The 17,881-nt window shown below is 72.2% G+C and carries 18 protein-coding genes; 10 read left to right on the top strand and 8 right to left on the bottom strand.

From position 1 onward, the window contains the following. Positions 1 to 11: 11 nt before the first annotated feature. From ACZ4MF_RS00230 to ACZ4MF_RS00220, 3 genes are all read right to left on the bottom strand, one after another. Positions 12 to 1,277 (bottom strand): NAD(P)/FAD-dependent oxidoreductase, encoded by a 1,266-nt coding sequence (locus tag ACZ4MF_RS00230; protein WP_467488324.1) that lies wholly within the window; start codon positions 1,275 to 1,277, stop codon positions 12 to 14. A 104-nt stretch (positions 1,278 to 1,381) separates the two neighbouring features. Next, positions 1,382 to 2,656 (bottom strand): deoxyguanosinetriphosphate triphosphohydrolase, encoded by a 1,275-nt coding sequence (locus ACZ4MF_RS00225; RefSeq protein WP_467488322.1) that lies wholly within the window; start codon positions 2,654 to 2,656, stop codon positions 1,382 to 1,384. Between the two features lie 33 nt (positions 2,657 to 2,689). Beyond that, a complete protein-coding gene (locus ACZ4MF_RS00220; protein WP_467488320.1) occupies positions 2,690 to 3,481 on the bottom strand; it encodes a sirohydrochlorin chelatase in 792 nt (263 codons plus the stop codon). A gap of 183 nt (positions 3,482 to 3,664) precedes the next feature. Here ACZ4MF_RS00220 and ACZ4MF_RS00215 point away from each other — a divergent pair, with 183 nt between their 5' ends. The 3 genes from ACZ4MF_RS00215 (at position 3,665) to ACZ4MF_RS00205 (ending at position 5,415) form a co-directional block, all read left to right on the top strand. Then, positions 3,665 to 4,342: a SanA/YdcF family protein gene (locus ACZ4MF_RS00215; protein WP_467488318.1), complete on the top strand. Its 678-nt coding sequence runs from the start codon at positions 3,665 to 3,667 to the stop codon at positions 4,340 to 4,342. A gap of 117 nt (positions 4,343 to 4,459) precedes the next feature. After that, positions 4,460 to 4,885 (top strand): helix-turn-helix domain-containing protein, encoded by a 426-nt coding sequence (locus tag ACZ4MF_RS00210; RefSeq protein WP_467488316.1) that lies wholly within the window; start codon positions 4,460 to 4,462, stop codon positions 4,883 to 4,885. 2 nt (positions 4,886 to 4,887) lie between these two features. Next, positions 4,888 to 5,415: a transposase gene (locus ACZ4MF_RS00205; RefSeq protein WP_467489446.1), complete on the top strand. Its 528-nt coding sequence runs from the start codon at positions 4,888 to 4,890 to the stop codon at positions 5,413 to 5,415. Here the strand turns inward: ACZ4MF_RS00205 and ACZ4MF_RS00200 are convergent, their stop codons facing one another. Both ACZ4MF_RS00200 and ACZ4MF_RS00195 read right to left on the bottom strand, forming a co-directional pair. Beyond that, positions 5,416 to 5,841 carry a gamma-glutamylcyclotransferase family protein gene (locus ACZ4MF_RS00200; RefSeq protein WP_467489444.1) on the bottom strand — a complete coding sequence of 142 codons (426 nt, stop codon included), beginning with the start codon at positions 5,839 to 5,841 and terminating at the stop codon, positions 5,416 to 5,418. It abuts the gene before it with no gap. A gap of 136 nt (positions 5,842 to 5,977) precedes the next feature. After that, entirely contained in the window at positions 5,978 to 7,528 is a 1,551-nt protein-coding gene (locus tag ACZ4MF_RS00195) for an MFS transporter (RefSeq protein ID WP_467488313.1), read from the bottom strand. Between the two features lie 163 nt (positions 7,529 to 7,691). Between ACZ4MF_RS00195 and ACZ4MF_RS00190 the strand changes: the two genes are divergently transcribed. The 7 genes from ACZ4MF_RS00190 (at position 7,692) to ACZ4MF_RS00160 (ending at position 14,526) form a co-directional block, all read left to right on the top strand. After that, the gene (locus tag ACZ4MF_RS00190; RefSeq protein WP_467488311.1) at positions 7,692 to 8,426 is read left to right on the top strand and encodes a TetR/AcrR family transcriptional regulator C-terminal domain-containing protein; all 735 of its coding nucleotides are present in this window, start codon (positions 7,692 to 7,694) and stop codon (positions 8,424 to 8,426) included. Positions 8,427 to 8,625: 199 nt separating this feature from the next. Then, positions 8,626 to 9,138 (top strand): hypothetical protein, encoded by a 513-nt coding sequence (locus ACZ4MF_RS00185; RefSeq protein ID WP_467488309.1) that lies wholly within the window; start codon positions 8,626 to 8,628, stop codon positions 9,136 to 9,138. 121 nt (positions 9,139 to 9,259) lie between these two features. Beyond that, positions 9,260 to 9,937, top strand: a complete 678-nt coding sequence (locus tag ACZ4MF_RS00180; protein ID WP_467488307.1) for a class F sortase — start codon at positions 9,260 to 9,262, stop codon at positions 9,935 to 9,937. Between the two features lie 129 nt (positions 9,938 to 10,066). After that, positions 10,067 to 12,682, top strand: a complete 2,616-nt coding sequence (gene nirB / locus ACZ4MF_RS00175) for a nitrite reductase large subunit NirB (RefSeq protein ID WP_467488304.1) — start codon at positions 10,067 to 10,069, stop codon at positions 12,680 to 12,682. Next, positions 12,679 to 13,029: a nitrite reductase small subunit NirD gene (nirD, locus tag ACZ4MF_RS00170; protein ID WP_467488302.1), complete on the top strand. Its 351-nt coding sequence runs from the start codon at positions 12,679 to 12,681 to the stop codon at positions 13,027 to 13,029. The genes nirB and nirD overlap by 4 nt, the downstream gene beginning before the upstream one ends. Before the next feature lie 61 nt (positions 13,030 to 13,090). Further along, positions 13,091 to 13,675, top strand: coding sequence for a TetR/AcrR family transcriptional regulator (locus ACZ4MF_RS00165; protein WP_467488299.1), 585 nt, complete (start codon positions 13,091 to 13,093; stop codon positions 13,673 to 13,675). An 83-nt stretch (positions 13,676 to 13,758) separates the two neighbouring features. After that, complete coding sequence (locus ACZ4MF_RS00160) at positions 13,759 to 14,526, top strand: SDR family NAD(P)-dependent oxidoreductase (protein WP_467488297.1); 768 nt, start codon at positions 13,759 to 13,761, stop codon at positions 14,524 to 14,526. A 229-nt stretch (positions 14,527 to 14,755) separates the two neighbouring features. Here ACZ4MF_RS00160 and ACZ4MF_RS00155 read toward each other — a convergent pair whose 3' ends face one another. From ACZ4MF_RS00155 to ACZ4MF_RS00145, 3 genes are read right to left on the bottom strand one after another with little or no spacing between them, the layout of a single operon-like run. Next, entirely contained in the window at positions 14,756 to 15,589 is an 834-nt protein-coding gene (locus tag ACZ4MF_RS00155; protein WP_467488295.1) for a carbohydrate ABC transporter permease, read from the bottom strand. Continuing rightward, positions 15,582 to 16,484: a carbohydrate ABC transporter permease gene (locus ACZ4MF_RS00150; RefSeq protein ID WP_467488293.1), complete on the bottom strand. Its 903-nt coding sequence runs from the start codon at positions 16,482 to 16,484 to the stop codon at positions 15,582 to 15,584. The genes ACZ4MF_RS00155 and ACZ4MF_RS00150 overlap by 8 nt, the downstream gene beginning before the upstream one ends. After that, positions 16,481 to 17,734, bottom strand: coding sequence for an ABC transporter substrate-binding protein (locus tag ACZ4MF_RS00145; protein WP_467488291.1), 1,254 nt, complete (start codon positions 17,732 to 17,734; stop codon positions 16,481 to 16,483). Before ACZ4MF_RS00145 ends, ACZ4MF_RS00150 begins: the two co-directional genes overlap by 4 nt. Between the last annotated feature and the right edge of the window lie 147 nt (positions 17,735 to 17,881).

Raw genomic sequence — 17,881 nt, 5'->3', positions numbered from 1 at the left:
ACTCCCGATGGTCAGGAGGCGAGGCCCTCCAGGGGTACGTGCGGGTCGGCCAGGGCGTCCGTGTCCACCTGGGCCCGGGAGCGGATCAGTTTCTGGATGGGGTCTGTGACATCCCACACGTTCACGTTCATGCCGGCCAGCACGCGCCCCTCCTTCACCCAGAACGCGATGAACTCCCGCTTGCCGGCGTCGCCCCGGATCACCACCTCGTCGTACGACCCCGGCGGCGCCCAGCCGCTGTACTCCATCCCCAGGTCGTACTGGTCGGTGAAGAAGTACGGCACCCGGTCGTAGCTGATCTCCTGGCCGAGCATCGCGCGGGCGGCGGCCGGGCCGCCGTTGAGGGCGCACGCCCAGTGCTCCACCCGCAGCCGGGTGCCGAACAGGGGGAGCGGGAAGTTCGCCACGTCGCCCGCCGCGTAGATGTCGGGGTCGGAGGTGCGCAGCCGCTCGTCCACGACGATGCCGCCGCCGTGCGCCCGGTCGGCGATCTCCAGCCCGGCCGCCTCCGCGAGACCGGTCCGGGGCGCCGCGCCGATCGCCGCGAGGACGTCGTGCGCCGGGTGCTCCTCGCCGTCGTCGGTGCGGGCCGCGAGCACCATGCCGTCCTGGCCGACGATCTCGGTGAGCTGGCGCCCGAAGTGGAAGCGGACGCCGTGCTCGCGATGCAGCTCGGCGAAGACGTTGCCCAGTTCGGGGCCGAGCACGTGGTGCAGCGGGGTCGGCGACGGTTCGATCACCGTGACCTCCGCGCCGTACTCGCGGGCCGCCGCCGCGACCTCCAGGCCGATCCAGCCGGCGCCCGCGATCACCAGGTGCCCGTTGTCCCGGCCGAGCGAGGCCAGCACGCCCTTGAGCCGCTCGGCGTGCGCGAGCCGGCGCAGGTGGTGCACGCCCGCGAGGCCGGTGCCCGGGATGTCGAGGCGGCGCGGCTCGGCGCCGGTGACCAGCAGCAGCTTGTCGTAGCGGACGAGGGTGCCGTCGTCGCCGAAGCGGACCGTCTTCGCCGCGCGGTCGATGCGGTCGACGAACTGGCCGAGGTGCAGCTCGACGTCGTTTCGCGCGTACCAGGCGGGTTCGTGCACGAAGACGCTGTCGCGCTCCTCCTTGCCGAGCAGGTAGCCCTTGGACAGCGGCGGGCGTTCGTACGGGTGGTCGCGCTCGTCGCTGATCAGTATCACCCGGCCGGTGAAGCCCTCCGCCCGGAGCGTCTCGGCCGCCTTCGCTCCGGCGAGACCGCCCCCGACGATGACGAATGTCTGATCCGCGTCGACCACTTGATGCCTCCTCGTAAGGATGTCGCCATGTGTGAGCGTCCCGCACGGAGCGTCCTGCGGGAAGAGGGAGTGACCCGATCAGGCCACCGCGGGTCACTTTCCTCTCACATATGCCCCGTCAGTCTCGCGTGCAGGGACCGCGCGGACACGTCCGTGAGGGAGGCGATCTGGTCGACGATCACCCGCTTGCGCGCGTGGTCGTCGCCTGCCCCGTCGAACAGGGCCCGAAACTGCGGATCAAGACCGTCCGGCGCGCGGACCGTGAGCGCCTGCGCCAGCTCGGCCACGATCACCCGCTGGTCCGCGCGCTCCCGCTCCTGCTCGGCGCGCTGCATGACGTAACGGTCCGCGACCGCCTTGAGCACCGCGCACTCCATCCGGGCCTCGCGGGGCACGACGAGTTCGGCGCCGTAGCGGGTGAGCCGGCCGGTGCCGTACGCGGCCCGCGTGGCGCCCTCGGCGGCCAGGCAGAACCGGCCGATGAGCTGGCTGGTGGCGTCCTTCAGCCGGGCCTGGGCGACCGCGGTGCCGTCGTAGCCGTGCGGCCACCACTCCGCGTCCTGGAGGCGGTCGAGGGCGGCGGAGAGCTCGGCGGGGTCGGTGTCCGCCGGGACGTAGCGGCCGACGGCGACCTCGAACACCGCCTGCCGTTCGGACTCGGCGTACAGGCAGTTGGGGTCGATGTGACCGGCGTGCAGACCGTCCTCGACGTCGTGCACCGAGTACGCCACGTCGTCCGACCAGTCCATGACCTGGGCCTCGAAGCAGGTGCGGGTGCCCGGCGCCGGGCCTCTGACCCAGTCGAACACCGGGCGGTCGTCCTCGTACACGCCGAACTTCCGCGACGCGGGGTCGGTGGGGTGGGCGCCGCGCGGCCAGGGGTACTTGGTGGCGGCGTCGAGGGTGGCGCGGGTGAGGTTGAGGCCGACGGAACGTTCCGCTACGAACCGTTTGGGCTCGATGCGGGTGAGGAGCCGCAGGGACTGGGCGTTGCCCTCGAAGCCGCCGCAGTCGGCCGCGAAGTCGTTCAGGGCCTGCTCGCCGTTGTGGCCGAAGGGCGGGTGGCCGAGGTCGTGGGCGAGGCAGGCCGCCTCGACCAGGTCGGGATCGCAGCCGAGGGCCGCGCCCAGCTCGCGGCCCACCTGGGCGCATTCCAGGGAGTGGGTGAGCCGGGTGCGGGGGCTGGCGTCCCAGGCCTGGCTGCGGGTGCCGGGGGTGACCACCTGTGTCTTGCCGGCGAGGCGGCGCAGGGCGGCCGAGTGCAGGATGCGGGCCCGGTCCCGTTGGAAGGCGGTGCGGCCCGGGCGTTTGTCGGGTTCGGGGGCGTAGCGCTCGGCCGAGGTGGAGCCGTAGATTCCGTTCGGTGCGGTGCCTTCCATGGCTCGACAGTAAGCCAGGCAGGCCGCTCCCCCTCAGGCGGCTTGCGCCGACGGCGTCACCAGGCTCTGCTCGTAACGCCGCACGATCAGCCGGGCCATCGCCGGATGGTCCCCCAGCGGGGCCGAGGCGAGCCAGGGCGCCGCGGCCGCGCACTGGGTCGCGAAGCGGCCCGGGGCGGTGAAGCAGGACGCGACCGCCACCCGGTGACGGCCCCTCGCCGCCAGGGTGCGCAGGGCTGTCGGGACCGTCGGGCCGGCCGCCGCGGCGTAGGCCGGGAGGACGGGGACGCCCAGGCGGTCGGCGAGGAGGCGGGCGGTTCGGCGGGTGTCCGTGGCCGAGTCGGGGTCGCGGGAGCCCGCCGCGGCCAGGACCACCGCGCCGGAGCGGCGCTCGGCCTCGTCCGGGGCCGTCGGCCAGCCGGCCTCCAGCAGGCGGTCGTACAGGGCCTCCGCCAGGAGCGGGTGCGGGCCGAGCGAGGGTGCCACGCGTGCGTGCGCCCGCGCCTCGGCCGCCATCGCGGGGATGTCGTGTTTGACGTGGTAACCCCGGCTGAGCAGGAGCGGGACGAGGACGGCGGGGGCGCCGCCGAGCGCGGCGAGGGTGTCCGGCAGGAGCGGCGCGTTCAGCTCGATGTGGCCGAGGCGGACGGACAGCCCGGGGCGCAGCTCGCGTACGCGGTCCCTGAGGGCCGTCACGGTGGCGAGCGCGCGCGGGTCCCGGCTGCCGTGGGCGACCAGGACCAGGGCGGGCCGGTCCAGGCGGCGGCGGGGCGGGGGGACCAGGCGGATGCGGGGCCCGGAGCGGGGAGGGGTCGACGCCGTCATGGGGGGATCCTGCCGGGGCCACGTTGCGTGGCCGTTGCCTGGCCGTCACGGGTATTTTCCGCGGCTTCACGTCGTACACCTGCGCGGTGTGAGGCGAAACCGGATCCGGGCCGCCGGCGTCCTCCATGGTCGGGACCGCTCGCTTCGGGACCGCTCACCGGGGACGTCGGGGGGATGTGACGTATGAGGATCCGTCGACCGCGGCTGCCGCGCACCCGTACCGGGCAGCGGCGGCTGGTGCAGGCCGTGATGGCCGTGTGTGTGCTGGCGCTGCTGCCGGTGACCTGGCTGTACGCGTCCACGGCGGACCGGCTGCGCACGGTGGCCGACGCGCCGGCGGCGAAGGTCGCCGTGGTGTTCGGGGCCGGGCTGTGGAACGGGGAGCCGTCGCCGTACCTCGCGAACCGGCTGGACGCGGCGGCGGCGCTGTACCGGGCGGGCCGGGTGAAGGTCGTCCTGGTGACCGGGGACAACAGCCGCGAGGACTACGACGAGCCCGACGCCATGCGCGCCTATCTCAGCAGGCACGGCGTACCGGCCGGGCGGGTCGTGCGCGACTACGCCGGGTTCGACACCTGGGACTCCTGCGTGCGGGCCCGGAAGATCTTCGGGGTCGAGCGGGCGGTGCTGATCAGTCAGGACTTCCACATCCGGCGGGCGGTGGCGCTGTGCGAGGCGGCGGGCGTGACCTCGTACGGGGTGGGGGTCGCCGAGAAGCACGACGTGACCTGGTACTACGGCGGGACCCGCGAGGTGTTCGCAGCCGGCAAGGCGGTCCTGGACGCGGTGTTCCGCCCGGATCCGCAGTTCCTCGGACCGAGGGATCCGGGGGTGGCGCGGGCGCTCGCGGCGGGACGCTGAACTTCGCCGACGCCGTGCGCCTCACGGCGGGCCGGGCCATGGCGCCCCGCTCGGGTCCACCTGCCAATTCCGATCACACGCCCTCCATCACAAGTCCGCCATCGTACGGTGATCAGCGTGAAGCTCCGGTACGACTTCCGCTTGTACCCGAGCGCCTCCCAGCGCGAGCATTTGGCGAGGGCGTTCGGGCGCGCCCGCGCCGTATGGAACGACGCCCTGCGTCTACGGCGCGACGCCTATGACAAGGGGCTTCCGTATCCAAGCGCGACCGAGCTGTCCCGGCAGGTCATCACGCAAGCCAAGCAGACTCCGCAACGAGCCCGGCTCTGCGAGGTTTCAGCGGTGGTGCTCCAGCAGTCCCTGCGCGATCTCGAGACGGCGTACAGCAACTTCTTCATCTCCAAAGGCAGCGCCCGCAAGGGCCCGTCGACGGGTCCGCCAAGAATGCAGAAGAAGAGCGCCCGACAATCATCAAGGACCCAGTCGGCCGGTACTTCGCCTCCTTCGTGGTGGAGGTCGCGCCCGGCCCTCTGCCGGAACTGAATATGGAGGAGACGGAGACTGGGATCGATCTGGGCCTGTCCGCCTATGCAGTGCTAAGCGGCCGGAAGATCGCTTCCCCGAAGTTCTTCCGCCGTCAGGAACGCAAACTCAAGCGGGCGCAACGCAAGGTGTCCCGTCGGCAGAAGGGATCGAAACCGCCGCAAGGCCCAGCACGTCGTCGCGAAGATTCATGCTCGCATCGCCGACCAGCGACGCGACTTTATCGAGCAGGAAACCACCGCATCGTCCGCGAGAGCCAGGCGGTCTATGTAGAGGACCTGAACGTGAGGGGCATGGCGACCCGGCGCGGCAGGCTCGGCAAGAGCGTCCGTGATCAATCCCTCGGTGGGTTCGTCCGTACTCTGGAAGCCAAGTGCGAACGAAGCAGGAACCCACCCGAAGCACCGCTGCGCGCGGCGGGGCAGGCGGGAATCACCCATCCTCACACGGGTGAGGACGTCAAGAGCACAACACGCTGTTCCTCTTTGGTTCGGCGTCAACGCTTGCAAGGACTCGTACAGCCGAACTGATCAGCGCCTGCACCAGTCGCCGCCCTCGATCCGGATGCCGTGGGCGCGCAGGCGGGCGGCGACGGGCGGGGCGGCGAGGTAGACCCAGGCGGGGGCGGTGCTGCCGTCGGCGCGTACGACGGGCCGGGCCACGCGTTCGTAGCGGCTGCGCGGGTCGCCCGGGGTGTACTCCTCCAGCCGGTCCAGGGCGGCGAGCAGGCCGTCGTACGACTCGGGGTGCGCGGTGACCAACTCCCCGCGTATCTCCGCGCCTTGGTGCTCGACGGCGTAGGGGTATCCGGGCCCGTCGTAGAGCACGGCGCCCGGCAGCCGGGCCGGTTCCTCGGCGGTGGTGCGGCCGCGCAGGAACAGGTCGTGGTTGGCCTCGCCGGGACGCAGGGTGCCGTAGACGAAGAAGGGCAGTTGGGCCCCCGGTTCCGAAGTGATCACGGAAACGATTCTGTACCCGCAACGGCATCGCCGGCGACGGTGACGGCACCGCCTTCGGACCGCTGGACGACTCACGGCGGGAAGCCCGGAAGGCCGACGCCCCGCGGGCACCGGCCTTTCCCGTCGCATCCGGTCAGACAGCCAACTCCGGCTCCTGCTCCTGGGACTGGGCGGGCTGCTGCGGCTTGCGGTCGCGCATCACGGCCGTGGCCAATACCGCCGCCGCCAGGACACCCGCCGCGCTGACCGAGAAGGTGGTGGTCATCGAGGAGGCGAAGGCCTCGCGGGCCGCGTGGAGGAGGGCCGGGCGGGCCGTGGCGACCGCGCCGGCGATGGACTCGCGGGCCGGGGCGGCGGCGTCGGCGGGCATCCGGTCGGTGTAGCCGCTCGCGAGCAGTGAGCCGAGGATCGCGATGCCGAGGGCCGTACCGGCCTGCTGGATGGTGTCGTTCAGGGCCGAGCCGACGCCCGCCTGCTCCGGCGGGATCGTGCCCATCAGCGCGCCGACCGCCGCCGGCATGGCGGCACCGGCACCGAGGCCGAGCAGGCCCAGGGCGATCGCCGGGACGGCGAAGCCGGAGCCGGCGTCGACCGTGGTGAGGACCGCGAAGGACGAGACCATGATCAGCATGCCGAGGAGGATGACCACGCGGTTGCCGGTCTTCGCGGCCAGCTTCACGCCTCCCGCGTTGCCGATGATCGCGGTCACGGCCAGCGGCAGGAAGGCCAGGCCCGCCTTGATGGGCGAGTAGCCGAGGACGAACTGCAGGTACTGGGTGAGGACCAGCATCAGACCGCCGTTGCCGATCTGGACCAGGGCCAGGGAGAGCGAACCGCCGCTGAAGTTGCGCTGCTTGAAGAGGACCAGCGGGACCATCGGGGAGGCGGTGACGTTCTCCCAGAGCACGAAGCCCGCCAGCGTGAGCACCGCCGCCGCGAGCACCGGCAGCTGGCCGGCGGCGAACGCGCCATGCTGCGGGATCTCGATGATCCACCAGACCAGCGCGGTCATTCCGGTGGCCGACAGGATCGCGCCCAGCGGGTCGGGCTTCTGCCACGGCGCCTTCGACTCCGGCATCAGGGTCGCACCGGCGAGCAGGGCCAGGGCGACGACGGGGACGTTCAGGAAGAAGATCGCGTGCCAGGAGAAGTGGTCGATCAGCAGCCCGCCCAGCACGGGGCTGCCCACCAGGCCGAGCATCGACACCGAGCCCCAGGCGGCCATCGCCCGGCCGCGCTCCTCCTCGTCGAAGACCGTGATGAGGATCGAGAGGGTGGACGGCATGATCAGCGCCCCGCCGACACCCATCGCGATCCGCAGCGCGACGACCTGGCCCGGATCGGCGGCGAACGTCCCCGCCAGTGAGGCCGTTCCGAAGAGCAGCAGCCCGATCAGCATCACCTTCCGGCGGCCGAAGCGGTCTCCGAGGCTGCCGGAGGTGAGCAGCAGGCCGGCGAAGACCAGGACGTAGGAGTCGAGGATCCACTGGATGTCCTGGGCGCTCGCGTGGAGGTCCTCGGTCATCGAGGGCACGGCCACGGTGAGCGCCATGCTGTCGATCGTCAGGACGAGGGTGCTCAGGCAGAGCACGATGAGGATCCACCAGCGGCGCGGGCTGCGGCCTGCCGCGTGCTCCGGGCTTGCCGGACCCGCCGAACCTGCCGAGCTTTCCCTGCTCTTCATGGATTTCCCTCCCTGGGCGCGTACAGCGTGCCCGCTGTGCGTACACCGTTCCATTCGGTGCGCACACTGTACGCAGTCCGGAACAGTGTGCGCAACCCTTGAACTCTGTACGCTGGATGCGAACGACGTACGCACGCAAACAGGCACGCAGAGGAGTCCGCAGATGGCCGCACGGACCGACCCGAACCCGATCCCCTCCGTCTGGACCCGACAGCGGCGCGAGCCCGACCAGCCGTCCCTCAGCCGGGAGGCGATCGTGCGCGAGGCGATCGCCATGCTGGACGCGGACGGCGTCGAGGCGCTCAGCATGCGCAAGCTCGGCGCCCGGCTGAACGCGGGCGCGACCTCGCTCTACCGGCACGTGGCCACCAAGGACGAGCTGATGGAGCTGGCCGTGGACGAGGTCGCCGCCGAGATCCGGGTGCCGGCGGGCGCCGGGGCCGACTGGCGGGCGGCCGCCACCGAGGCCGCGCGGTCCTTCCGGGCCACCGCACTGCGCCACCCGTGGGTGTCCTCGGTGATGGGCCAGGCGGGCCTCGTCTACCTGGGCCCCAACCTGATGGCGTTCAACGAGCGGCTCGCCGCGCTGTTCGTCGAGGCCGGCTTCCCCCAGGCCGACGCGGCGATCAGCACCCTGCTCGGCTATGTGCTGGGCATGAGCACCACCGAGGCGGCATGGCTCACCACGGTCGCCCGTTCCGGGCACACCGAGGCGGAGTTCGTCTCCCGCCTGCTGCCCGCCGCCCAGCAGGCCGCGGCCGGTCACGACAACCTCTCCGCCGCCTACGCCGCCACCGACGCGACGGCCGTCCGGGACCCCGCCCAGGAGCGGGACGCCAAGTTCGGGTACGGCCTCGACGTCGTCCTGGACGGCCTGGCCGCACGGCTCCCGCATTAGGGTGCTCTTCGCGCCGGCCGCTTCCGTGCACCCTTCGCACGCCTGTGACCTGCCGAAACCCCGCGCGGGTTGGGCCGTGCGGGGGTCGGGGGGCGGCACCCGTTCGCCGTATTCCTGACGGGTCATCAGCAGGCGGGACCCCGTGACTGCGACTTACCTCGATAGCGAACAGCCGAATCACGAAGGTCTGGGGAACACCATGCGCCGCACTGCCCGTCTGATGACCGGTATCGCGCTCGTCGGGGCGGCCGCGGCGCCCGCCTGGGCCGGCACCGTCGGCAGCCTGGACGTCTCTCCCGGCACGGTGGCGCCGGGCACCCACGTCACGGTGAACACGGCCGCCTGCGGGCGCGACAGCGGCGGCGCGACCGGGGACGCGGGCGCGGTCGGCGCCGGCACCTTCCTGCTGGCGCCCAGCGCACACGAGGGCGACGTGATCGGCCAGTTCGCGGTGCCGGAGAGCGCACAGCCGGGGACGTACGAGATCGTCGCCACGTGCGCGGAGGGCAACCGGCGGGTGACGGGCGACCTCGTGGTGGCCCTCACCGCGGCGCACGAGCAGGTGCAGCCGCACGGAAGTCTGAAGACGGGGGTCGGCGGCGCACTCGGCCCCGACCCCGTGCACACCGCGGCGGGTGTGGCGGCGCTGGCCGTCGCCGCCGCGGGCGGTACCTGGCTCCTGCATCGCCGGGCGAGAGGCGACGGGATCTGACGGACACCCTCCGCTGTCCGTCCGCCGGTACCGCACTTCCCGCCCCCTCCGGGTCCGATGCCCCTCGCGGCCCGGAGGGGGCGGGGATTTTCGGGGGTCCGCCCCCGGGAGAGGGATCGACATGCGCACAAGCGCCAGAAGTGCCGGGCGCCGCGCCCGCGCCGGCCGCGGCCGCGGCGCCCGGCTCGGCGACACCGCGATAGCGACGGTCACCGTCGTGGCCCTCGGCACCGGGGTGTGGCTGCTCGGCGGCGGCACCGGGACGCACACGCCGCCGCAGCCCGCCACCGCGGAGGGGCGCCCCGACCCGGGCGGCGAGCCCCCCGCGGCCCGCGCCCTGGCCCCCTCGCCGCCCACCCGCATCCGCATACCGGCGATCCGCGTGAACGCCCCGCTGATGGGCCTGGCCCTGACCGCCTCCGGCAGCCTGGACGTGCCGCCCGCACGGAACAACAACCTGGCCGGCTACTACGAGGCCGGCACCCTGCCCGGCGAGACGGGCACCGCGATCGTCGCCGGGCACGTCGACAACACCGAGGGGCCCGCCGTCTTCTACAACCTCGGCGCGCTCAGGCGGGACGCCCGCATCGAGGTGGACCGCCGCGACGGCTCCGTGGCCGTGTTCAGCGTGGACGCGGTGGAGGTGTACGCGGCCCGTGACTTCCCCGACGAGAAGGTCTACGGCGCGGCCCGCCGCCCGGAACTGCGCGTCATCACCTGCGGCGGCGGCTACTCGCCGACGACGGGGTACCAGGGCAACGTGGTGGTGTTCGCGCACCTGACGGGAAGCCGTGCCTGAGCCGCGCCCCGCAGGGGCCCTCGCACCCCCGGACCTCACACGCCGAAGCGCCGCGGGCTGAGCGCAGCGTTCCGCACGGGAAACAGACGTGATGCGGCCGGGTAACGTCCGCGCCGCACGCTCAGGGGCATGACCTCGCATACACGTACCCCGGGAGCCACCCCCACGATCGTGCTCGTCGGCCACGGCATGGTCGGCCAGCGCTTCCTGGAAGCGCTCGCCGAGCGCGGCCTGACCGCCACGCACCGCGTGGTCGTCCTGTGCGAGGAACCGCGTCCGGCGTACGACCGGGTCGCCCTCACCTCGTACTTCTCGGGCCGGAGCGCCGAGGAACTCTCCATGACCGACATGGGGTTCATCGACACCCACGGCATCGAGCTGTACGTCGGTGACCCGGCCGACGCCATCGACCGTGCGGCGCGGACGGTGACCGCCCGGTCCGGCCGGGTCTTCGCGTACGACACCCTCGTCCTCGCCACCGGCTCGTACCCGTTCGTGCCGCCCGTGCCGAACAAGGACGCCGACGGCTGCTTCGTCTACCGCACGATCGAGGACCTCCTCGCGATCGAGGAGTACGCGAAGGGCGCCCGGACCGGTGCCGTGGTCGGCGGCGGTCTGCTGGGTCTGGAGGCGGCCGGCGCGCTCAAGGGGCTCGGACTCGACACGCACATCGTGGAGTTCGCGCCGCGCCTGATGCCGGTGCAGGTCGACGACGGCGGGGGCGCGGCGCTGCTGCGCACCGTCGAGGACATGGGGCTGGCCGTGCACACGGGTGTGGGCACGCAGGAGATCGTGACCGGGGCGGCGGGCGCCGTCAGCGGCATGAAGCTGTCGGACGGCTCCGAGCTCGGCGTCGACATGGTCGTGTTCAGCGCCGGTGTCCGCCCCCGCGACCAGCTGGGCCGGGACTGCGGCCTCACGGTCGGCGAGCGCGGCGGCATCAGCGTCGACGAGCAGTGCCGTACGGTCACCGACCCGCACGTGTTCGCGATCGGCGAGTGCGCGCTGGCGGCGGACGGCCGGGTGTACGGCCTGGTCGCGCCGGGGTACGAGCAGGCGGAGACGGCCGCAGCCACCATCGCCGCCGCCGAGGCGTCGTTCACCGGCGCCGACCTGTCCACCAAGCTGAAGCTGCTCGGCGTCGACGTGGCGTCCTTCGGCGACGCGCACGGCACCACCGAGGACTGTCTCGACGTCGTGTACTCCGACTCCCGCGCGGGCCTGTACAAGAAGCTGGTCATCGGCCGGGACGGCACGCTGCTCGGCGGCATCCTGGTCGGCGACGCGGAGGCGTACGGCACCCTGCGCGCGCTGACCGGTTCGGTGCCCCCCGTCTCCCCCGAGTCCCTCGTCCTGCCCGCCGGAGCGGACTCGGGGGCGCAGCTCGGCCCGGCCGCGCTGCCGGACGAGGCGATCGTCTGCTCCTGCAACAACGTCACCAAGGGCGCCGTCCGTGGCGCGGTCACCGAGCACCGGTGCACCAGCGTGCCCGAGGTCAAGAAGTGCACCAAGGCCGGTACGACGTGCGGCAGTTGCGTCAAGGTGCTCGGCCAACTGGTCGACGCCGAGCTGGCGGCGTCCGGCGTCGAGGTCGACAAGGGGCTGTGCGGCTGCTTCGCCCTGACGCGCGAGGAGCTGTACGAGATCGTCCTGAGCCTGCGCATCACGTCGTACCAGGACCTGCTCGACCGCCACGGCCGCGAGGACGCCCGCGGCGGCGAGGGCTGCGAGATCTGCAAGCCGGCGGTGGCGTCGGTCATCGCCTCCCTCGCCCCGACGATCGGCGCGAGCGGCTACGTCCTCGACGGCGAGCAGGCGGCCCTCCAGGACACCAACGACCACCACCTCGCCAACCTCCAGAAGAACGGCTCGTACTCGGTCGTGCCGCGCATCCCCGGCGGCGAGATCGCGCCCGAGAAGCTGATCGTGATCGGCGAGATCGCCCGGGACTTCGGCCTCTACACGAAGATCACCGGCGGCCAGCGGATCGACATGTTCGGCGCGCGGGCGGAGCAACTTCCGTTGATATGGGCCCGGTTGGTGGACGCCGGCTTCGAGTCCGGACACGCCTACGGCAAGGCCCTGCGGACCGTGAAGTCCTGCGTCGGCTCGACCTGGTGCCGTTACGGCGTCCAGGACTCGGTCCGCATGGCGATCGACCTGGAGCTGCGCTACCGGGGCCTGCGCTCCCCGCACAAGCTCAAGTCGGCGGTCTCCGGGTGCGCCCGCGAGTGCGCCGAGGCCCGGTCGAAGGACTTCGGCGTGATCGCCACGGCGAACGGCTGGAACCTGTACGTCGGCGGCAACGGCGGCGCGACCCCGCGCCACGCCGACCTGCTCGCCCAGGACCTGTCGGACGCCGAACTGGTCCGGCTGATCGACCGGTTCCTGATGTTCTACATCCGCACCGCCGACCGCCTGGAGCGCACGAGCGTGTGGCTGGAGCGGATCCCGGGCGGCCTGGACCACGTACGCGACGTGGTGGTGCACGACTCGCTCGGCATCTGCGACGAGCTGGAGGCGCTGATGCGGGCGCATGTGGCGGGCTACCGCGACGAGTGGGCCGAGACCATCAGCGACCCCGAGAAGCTCACCCGGTTCGTGTCGTTCGTGAACGCCCCCGACACCCCCGACCCGCTCGTCGCCTTCGTCCCCGAGCGCGACCAGATCAAGCCCGACCTGCCGCTGCTCGCCATCGGCAGGCGGCCCGCCGCCGACGTCCTGGAAGGAAGCACCCCGCGATGACCCTGGCTGTCGAGACCACCACCCTGAAGGTCCAACTCCGGCTCGCCGAGGGCTGGTTCACGGCCTGTGACGTGCACGCGCTGCTCCCGGGCCGCGGGGCCGCCGCCCTGCTGCCGGACGGCCGCCAGGTCGCGCTGTTCCGCGACCGCGCGGGCCGCCTCTACGCGATCGACAACCGCGACCCGTTCACCGGCGCGGCCGTCCTCTCCCGCGGTCTGACCGGCACCCACGAGGGCCGCCCGTTCGTCGCCTCCCCCCTGCTGAAGCAGCGCTTCGACCTGGCCAGCGGGGAGTGCCTGGACGACGAGACGGTCCGGGTGACGGCGTACGAGGTCCGGGCGGCGTAGGCCCTCGCCCCATGGGAGAATATCTTGACTGATCGTTCCGGAAAAGCCTAGGCTCCGACCTGTGGCCAGGACCAAGGAATTCGACCCGGACGCCGCACTGCAGGCAGCCCTGGAGCTGTTCTGGCGGCGCGGCTACGAGGCGACGTCGATGGCCGACCTGGTCGAGCACCTGGGCATCGGCCGGGCCAGCCTGTACGCGACGTTCGGCAGCAAGCACGAGCTGTACCTGAAGGCACTGGACCGCTACGGGGCAACAGGACTCGCCCGGATCGTGCGGGAGCTGTCCGGGCCGGGCCCCGCCCTGCCGGCCGTGCGCGCGGTCGTACGGCGCTACGCGAGCGAGGCGGCCGACGAACGACTGCGGCTGAACGGCTGCCTGGTCACCAACACGGCCGCCGAGCTGGCGCCGCGCGATCCGGCCGCCGCCCGGCGCGTCGAGCGCAACTGGGACCAGGTCGAGACCGCCCTGCACTCGGCGCTCACCCGCGCCCAGGCCCAGGGCGAGCTGCCCGAGGACCGCGACCCGCTCACCCTCGCCCGCATGCTGCTGGTGCTGACGCAGGGCCTGCAGGTCGTCGGCAAGGCGTCGGCGGACCCGGCCCGCGTCCGGGACGCTGCCGAGCAGGCCCTGACCCTGCTCGACTGACCACGCCCTCCACCCGGAGGGCGTTTTTGCGCACCCGATAATGGATCGATCAGTCAAGAAATCGGTCAAGAAAAGAGAAGATCATGACCACCACCCGTTTCACCGGCAGGACCGCCCTCGTCACGGGCGCGGGCTCCGGCATCGGCCGGGCCGTCGCCCTGGCGCTCGCCGCGGAGGGCGCCAGGGTCGTCGTCGCCGGACGCAGGCGGGAGCCGCTGGACGAGACCGTCGCGCTCATCGAGGAACAGGGCGGCAAGGCCCTCGCGGTGACCGCCGACGTCTCGCGCGCGGCCGACGCCGACGCGGTGGTACAGGCCGCCGTCGACTCCTACGGCTCACTGGACGTGGCGGTCAACAACGCGGGCGTCTTCCGGGGCGGGCAGCCCCTCGTGGACCTCCCGGAGGAGGACTGGCACACCCAGCTCGCCACCAACGTCACCGGCGTGTTCCTGTCCCTGCGGGCTCAGATCCGCCAGATGCGCGGCCAGTCGGCGGGGGGCTCGATCGTGAACATCTCCTCCACCTTCGGACGGCACACCGCAGCCCCCGGGGCGGCCGCCTACTCCGCGTCCAAGGCCGCCGTGACCGCGCTCAGCCGGGGCGCCGCCCTCGACCACGTCCGGGACGGCGTCCGGATCAACGTGGTCAGCCCCGGCGCCACCGAGACCTCCATGTCCCTGCGGCCGGGCGAGACCGAGGCGGGCCGGGCCGAGCGCGCGAGGAACACCCTCCCGCTCGGCCGCATCGCCACCACCGGGGAGGTCGCCGCCGCCGTCCTCTACCTGGCCTCGGACGACGCGGCCTCGGTCATCGGCACCGACCTGGTCGTGGACAGCGGCGCCACGCTGTGAGCGCCAGGGCCTGTCGTCACCTTCCCGTCGTCCGCCCGAAGGGCGGGCCGCGCGGCGTCTCGTGCGCGCGGCTGCAAGGCGGAGGAGGGAGCCGACGCGTGGGGCCCCTCCCGAGCGAGCGAAGCCGAGCGCGGGGGAACCGGCGACCGACGACAACGCCGCTGGGATGCCCCCTCTGGGGGAGCGCGTGCCAGACGCCGCACGGCAGGCGGGAATTCGACGACAGGCCCTAGTCGATCCCCGAGCGCTCCACCCCCGCCACGATCCACCGCTGGAAGCACAGGAAGACGAGCAGCAGCGGCAGGACGGACACCACGGCGGCGACGAACAGCTCGTGCAGCCGCACGACCTGGGACGTGGTGAAGGACGACAGCGCGACCTGCACCGTCCAGGCGCGCTGGTCCTGCCCGATGACCAGCGGCCACAGGAAGGAGTTCCAGGAGCCGAGGAACACGATCGTCCCGACGGCCGCGAACACCGGCCGCGCGTTCGGCACGACCACCAGCCAGTACGTCCGCCAGTACCCGAGCCCGTCGACCTGCGCCGCGTCCTCCAGCTCCCGCGGGAAGCCCAGGAAGTACTGGCGGAAGACGAAGCAGGCGAACGCCGAGAACAGCGTCGGGACGATGAGCCCGCGGAGCGTGGAGATCCAGCCCAGCGACGACACCAGCACGAAGCTCGGTACGAAGGTGACGGCGGCCGGGACCAGGAGGGTGCCGAGGATGCCGTAGAAGACCTTGTTCGCGTGCCGGTAGGGGATGCGGGCAAGGCCGTACCCGGCGAGGGAGGCGAGCAGGAGCGTCCCGGCGGTGGTGGCCGCGGCGATCAGCGCGGAGTTGAGCAGGGACCGGGCGAAGGGCACGGACGGATCGGCGAACAGCTCCCGGACGTTCCCCCACCTCAACTCCCCCGGGAAGAAGGTCCATCGAGGCGAGGTGATGTCCTGCTCGCTCGCCAGCCCGTTGCGGACGAGCAGATAGAAGGGGATGAGGAAGAGCAGGGCGAGCGCGATCAGCAGCACCGCCCGCAGGGCCCGCCCGGCCCGCACCAGGGCGTCATCCATCGGCGTCCGTCCTTCCCAGCCGCAGCCACCGCGCCTGACCGACCGTGACGACCGCGATGATCAGCGCGAGGATCACCGCTCCCGCGCTGCCGAGCCCGAGGTTCTGCCCCTGCCCGAGCGCGGTGTAGTAGAGATAGACGAGCGGCGGCCGGGCGTACGGCGGATAGCCCCGGGCGTCGGAGAGCAGGTTGTAGAACTCGTCGAAGGCCTGGAAGGCGTTGATGACGAGCAGCAGCAGCACCGCGACCGAGGTGGCCCGCAGCTGCGGCAGGGTGATGTGCCGCAGCACCGGCCAGCCGGGCCGGGCCCCGTCCACGGCGGCCGCCTCGTAGAGCACCGGATCGATCCTCTGCAGCCCGGCCAGGAAGAGGATCATGTAGAAGCCGGCCTGGAGCCACAGCCGTACGGTGACGATGACCAGCCAGTACCAGGGCGGGTCGGTGGTGGACAGCCAGGCCACGGGATCGCCGCCGAACCAGTCCAGCACGGTGTTGGCCAGCCCGAACCGCACCCCGTTGAAGATCGACATCTTCCAGACCAGGGCCGCGACGACGTAGCTGCACGCGGCCGGGAGGAAGAAGACGGACCGGAAGAACGCGCGCGCCCGCCGGACCCGGTTGACCATGAGCGCGAGCGAGAGGGACAGCAGATAGGTGACGGGCACGATGAAGGCGGTGAAGACGAGGAACGTCTTCAAACTGCCGGTGAACGCGTCGTCCCGCAGCATCGCCGTGTAGTTGTCCAGACCGACGAAGTGCGTGGGCGTGACGGTGTTCTGCGCGTCGAAGAAGCTGAGGCCCACGCTCCACAGCAGCGGGACGTAGGTGAAGAGCGCGAGCCCGGCGGCGAACGGCCCGACGAACACCCAGAACCAGAGGACCCGGCGCCGCCTCACGACGTCCTCTTCACCCGGTCGAGCTCACCGGACACCTTCCGTACGACGGCCCGCAGTTCGCTCTCCGGGTCCGCGCCGCTCTTGATGATCCGGCTGAGCGCGTCCTGGTAGGCGGTCTGCGCGGCCGGTGTCCACAGCAGGGGCTGGGCGTACCCGTGTTCGGTGGCGAGGCGGACGGCGTCGGCGGCGGGACCGCTGTGGAGTTGCGTGGCCTTCTTCGCGAGGGAGATCCGGGCGGGGATGTGAAAGCCGTAGGAGAGGGCGAAGTCCTCCTGGTAGTCGGTCCGTTCGACCCACAGCCACTTCACGTACTCCCTGGCGGCCTCCCGGTGCCTGCTGCGGGCGCTGACGGCGGCGCCGTACGCCCCGACGGGCACGGTGGGCCTGCCCTGCCCGCCGTCCGCCGGGAAGGGCAACACCCCGAAATCGTCGCCCAGTTGCTGTTTGATCTGGGGCAGCGCCCACAGCCCGCACCACTGCATCGCGGTGAGTCCCTGGAGGAGGGCGGACGGGTCCGACCAGTCCGCGGGCGCGCCGAGGAGGAGGGACTTGTCGGCGTAGAGCCGGCGCAGCTTGCCGAGGGTGCGGGCGGCGGCCGGGTCGTCGAAGCCGGCCTTCCCCTCCTCGGTGACGAGCTGAAGTCCGGCGGCGTAGAGGGGAGTTCCCCCGAGGACACCGGCACCTCCGTCGTTCCCCAGGAAGAGGCCCTTGACCTTGCTGGTGGTGAGCGTGCGGGCGGCGTCCACGAGGGCGTCGAGCGTGGCGGGCGGCTGGACCCCGGCCGCCTTCAGCAGGCTCTTGCGGTAGTAGAGGAGCTGCATGTCGATGACCTGCGGGATGCCGTAGATCCTCCCCTCGTACGTCTTGGGCGTGAGCACGCCGGGGTTGAAGTCGTCCTTGACGCCGTCGAGCAGGTCGGTGAGGTCGACGACCTGTCCGGCCTGGATCTGGTCGAGCGTGGGCCCGTTGACCTCGAACACGTCGGGCCCGGAGTCGGTCAGCAGCGCGGCGGCGGTCTGCTGGTCGTAGTTCCCTGGCCGCCACTGCACGGTGACGTGCGCCTTCTTGTACGCGGCGGCGTACCGCTGCACGGCCTGCTGGGTGCCCGGCTCACCGTACTGGTGGTACCACTGGGACAGCCCCGCCCCCGAACCCCCGCCCCCGCGCCCGGTGTCGGATCCGCATGCGGCGAGTGCCCCCGCCCCGACCCCGGCCCCTGCGACCAGCAGTGCCCTGCGACTCATGGCCATCGTCCGTACCCCCTGACGTTTCGGTGTCGGTCATCGATGCACGGCCCAACGATCAACCTTGCGCGATGATTACGAAAGAGGTGTTGCGGCCGTGTGTCACCGTGCGGGGGCACGGCGTCACGATCCGGGGCCGATTCCCGCCGCCGT

It is taken from the genome of Streptomyces sp. NPDC025793 (assembly GCF_055558375.1).
Note: the sequence above shows the minus strand (reverse complement) of the source record. Positions and strands in the feature narration are given on the sequence as shown.

Coding starts and splice junctions, on each gene's coding strand:
- ACZ4MF_RS00195 (WP_467488313.1), bottom strand. CDS start 7,528: ATGAAGAGCAGGGAAAGCTCGGCAGGTTCGGCGGGTCCGGCAAGCCCG.
- ACZ4MF_RS00185 (WP_467488309.1), top strand. CDS start 8,626: ATGCGCCGCACTGCCCGTCTGATGACCGGTATCGCGCTCGTCGGGGCG.
- ACZ4MF_RS00215 (WP_467488318.1), top strand. CDS start 3,665: ATGAGGATCCGTCGACCGCGGCTGCCGCGCACCCGTACCGGGCAGCGG.
- nirD (WP_467488302.1), top strand. CDS start 12,679: ATGACCCTGGCTGTCGAGACCACCACCCTGAAGGTCCAACTCCGGCTC.
- ACZ4MF_RS00190 (WP_467488311.1), top strand. CDS start 7,692: ATGGCCGCACGGACCGACCCGAACCCGATCCCCTCCGTCTGGACCCGA.
- ACZ4MF_RS00145 (WP_467488291.1), bottom strand. CDS start 17,734: ATGGCCATGAGTCGCAGGGCACTGCTGGTCGCAGGGGCCGGGGTCGGG.
- ACZ4MF_RS00160 (WP_467488297.1), top strand. CDS start 13,759: ATGACCACCACCCGTTTCACCGGCAGGACCGCCCTCGTCACGGGCGCG.
- ACZ4MF_RS00225 (WP_467488322.1), bottom strand. CDS start 2,656: ATGGAAGGCACCGCACCGAACGGAATCTACGGCTCCACCTCGGCCGAG.
- ACZ4MF_RS00155 (WP_467488295.1), bottom strand. CDS start 15,589: ATGGATGACGCCCTGGTGCGGGCCGGGCGGGCCCTGCGGGCGGTGCTG.
- ACZ4MF_RS00220 (WP_467488320.1), bottom strand. CDS start 3,481: ATGACGGCGTCGACCCCTCCCCGCTCCGGGCCCCGCATCCGCCTGGTC.
- ACZ4MF_RS00205 (WP_467489446.1), top strand. CDS start 4,888: ATGGAGGAGACGGAGACTGGGATCGATCTGGGCCTGTCCGCCTATGCA.
- ACZ4MF_RS00180 (WP_467488307.1), top strand. CDS start 9,260: ATGCGCACAAGCGCCAGAAGTGCCGGGCGCCGCGCCCGCGCCGGCCGC.
- nirB (WP_467488304.1), top strand. CDS start 10,067: ATGACCTCGCATACACGTACCCCGGGAGCCACCCCCACGATCGTGCTC.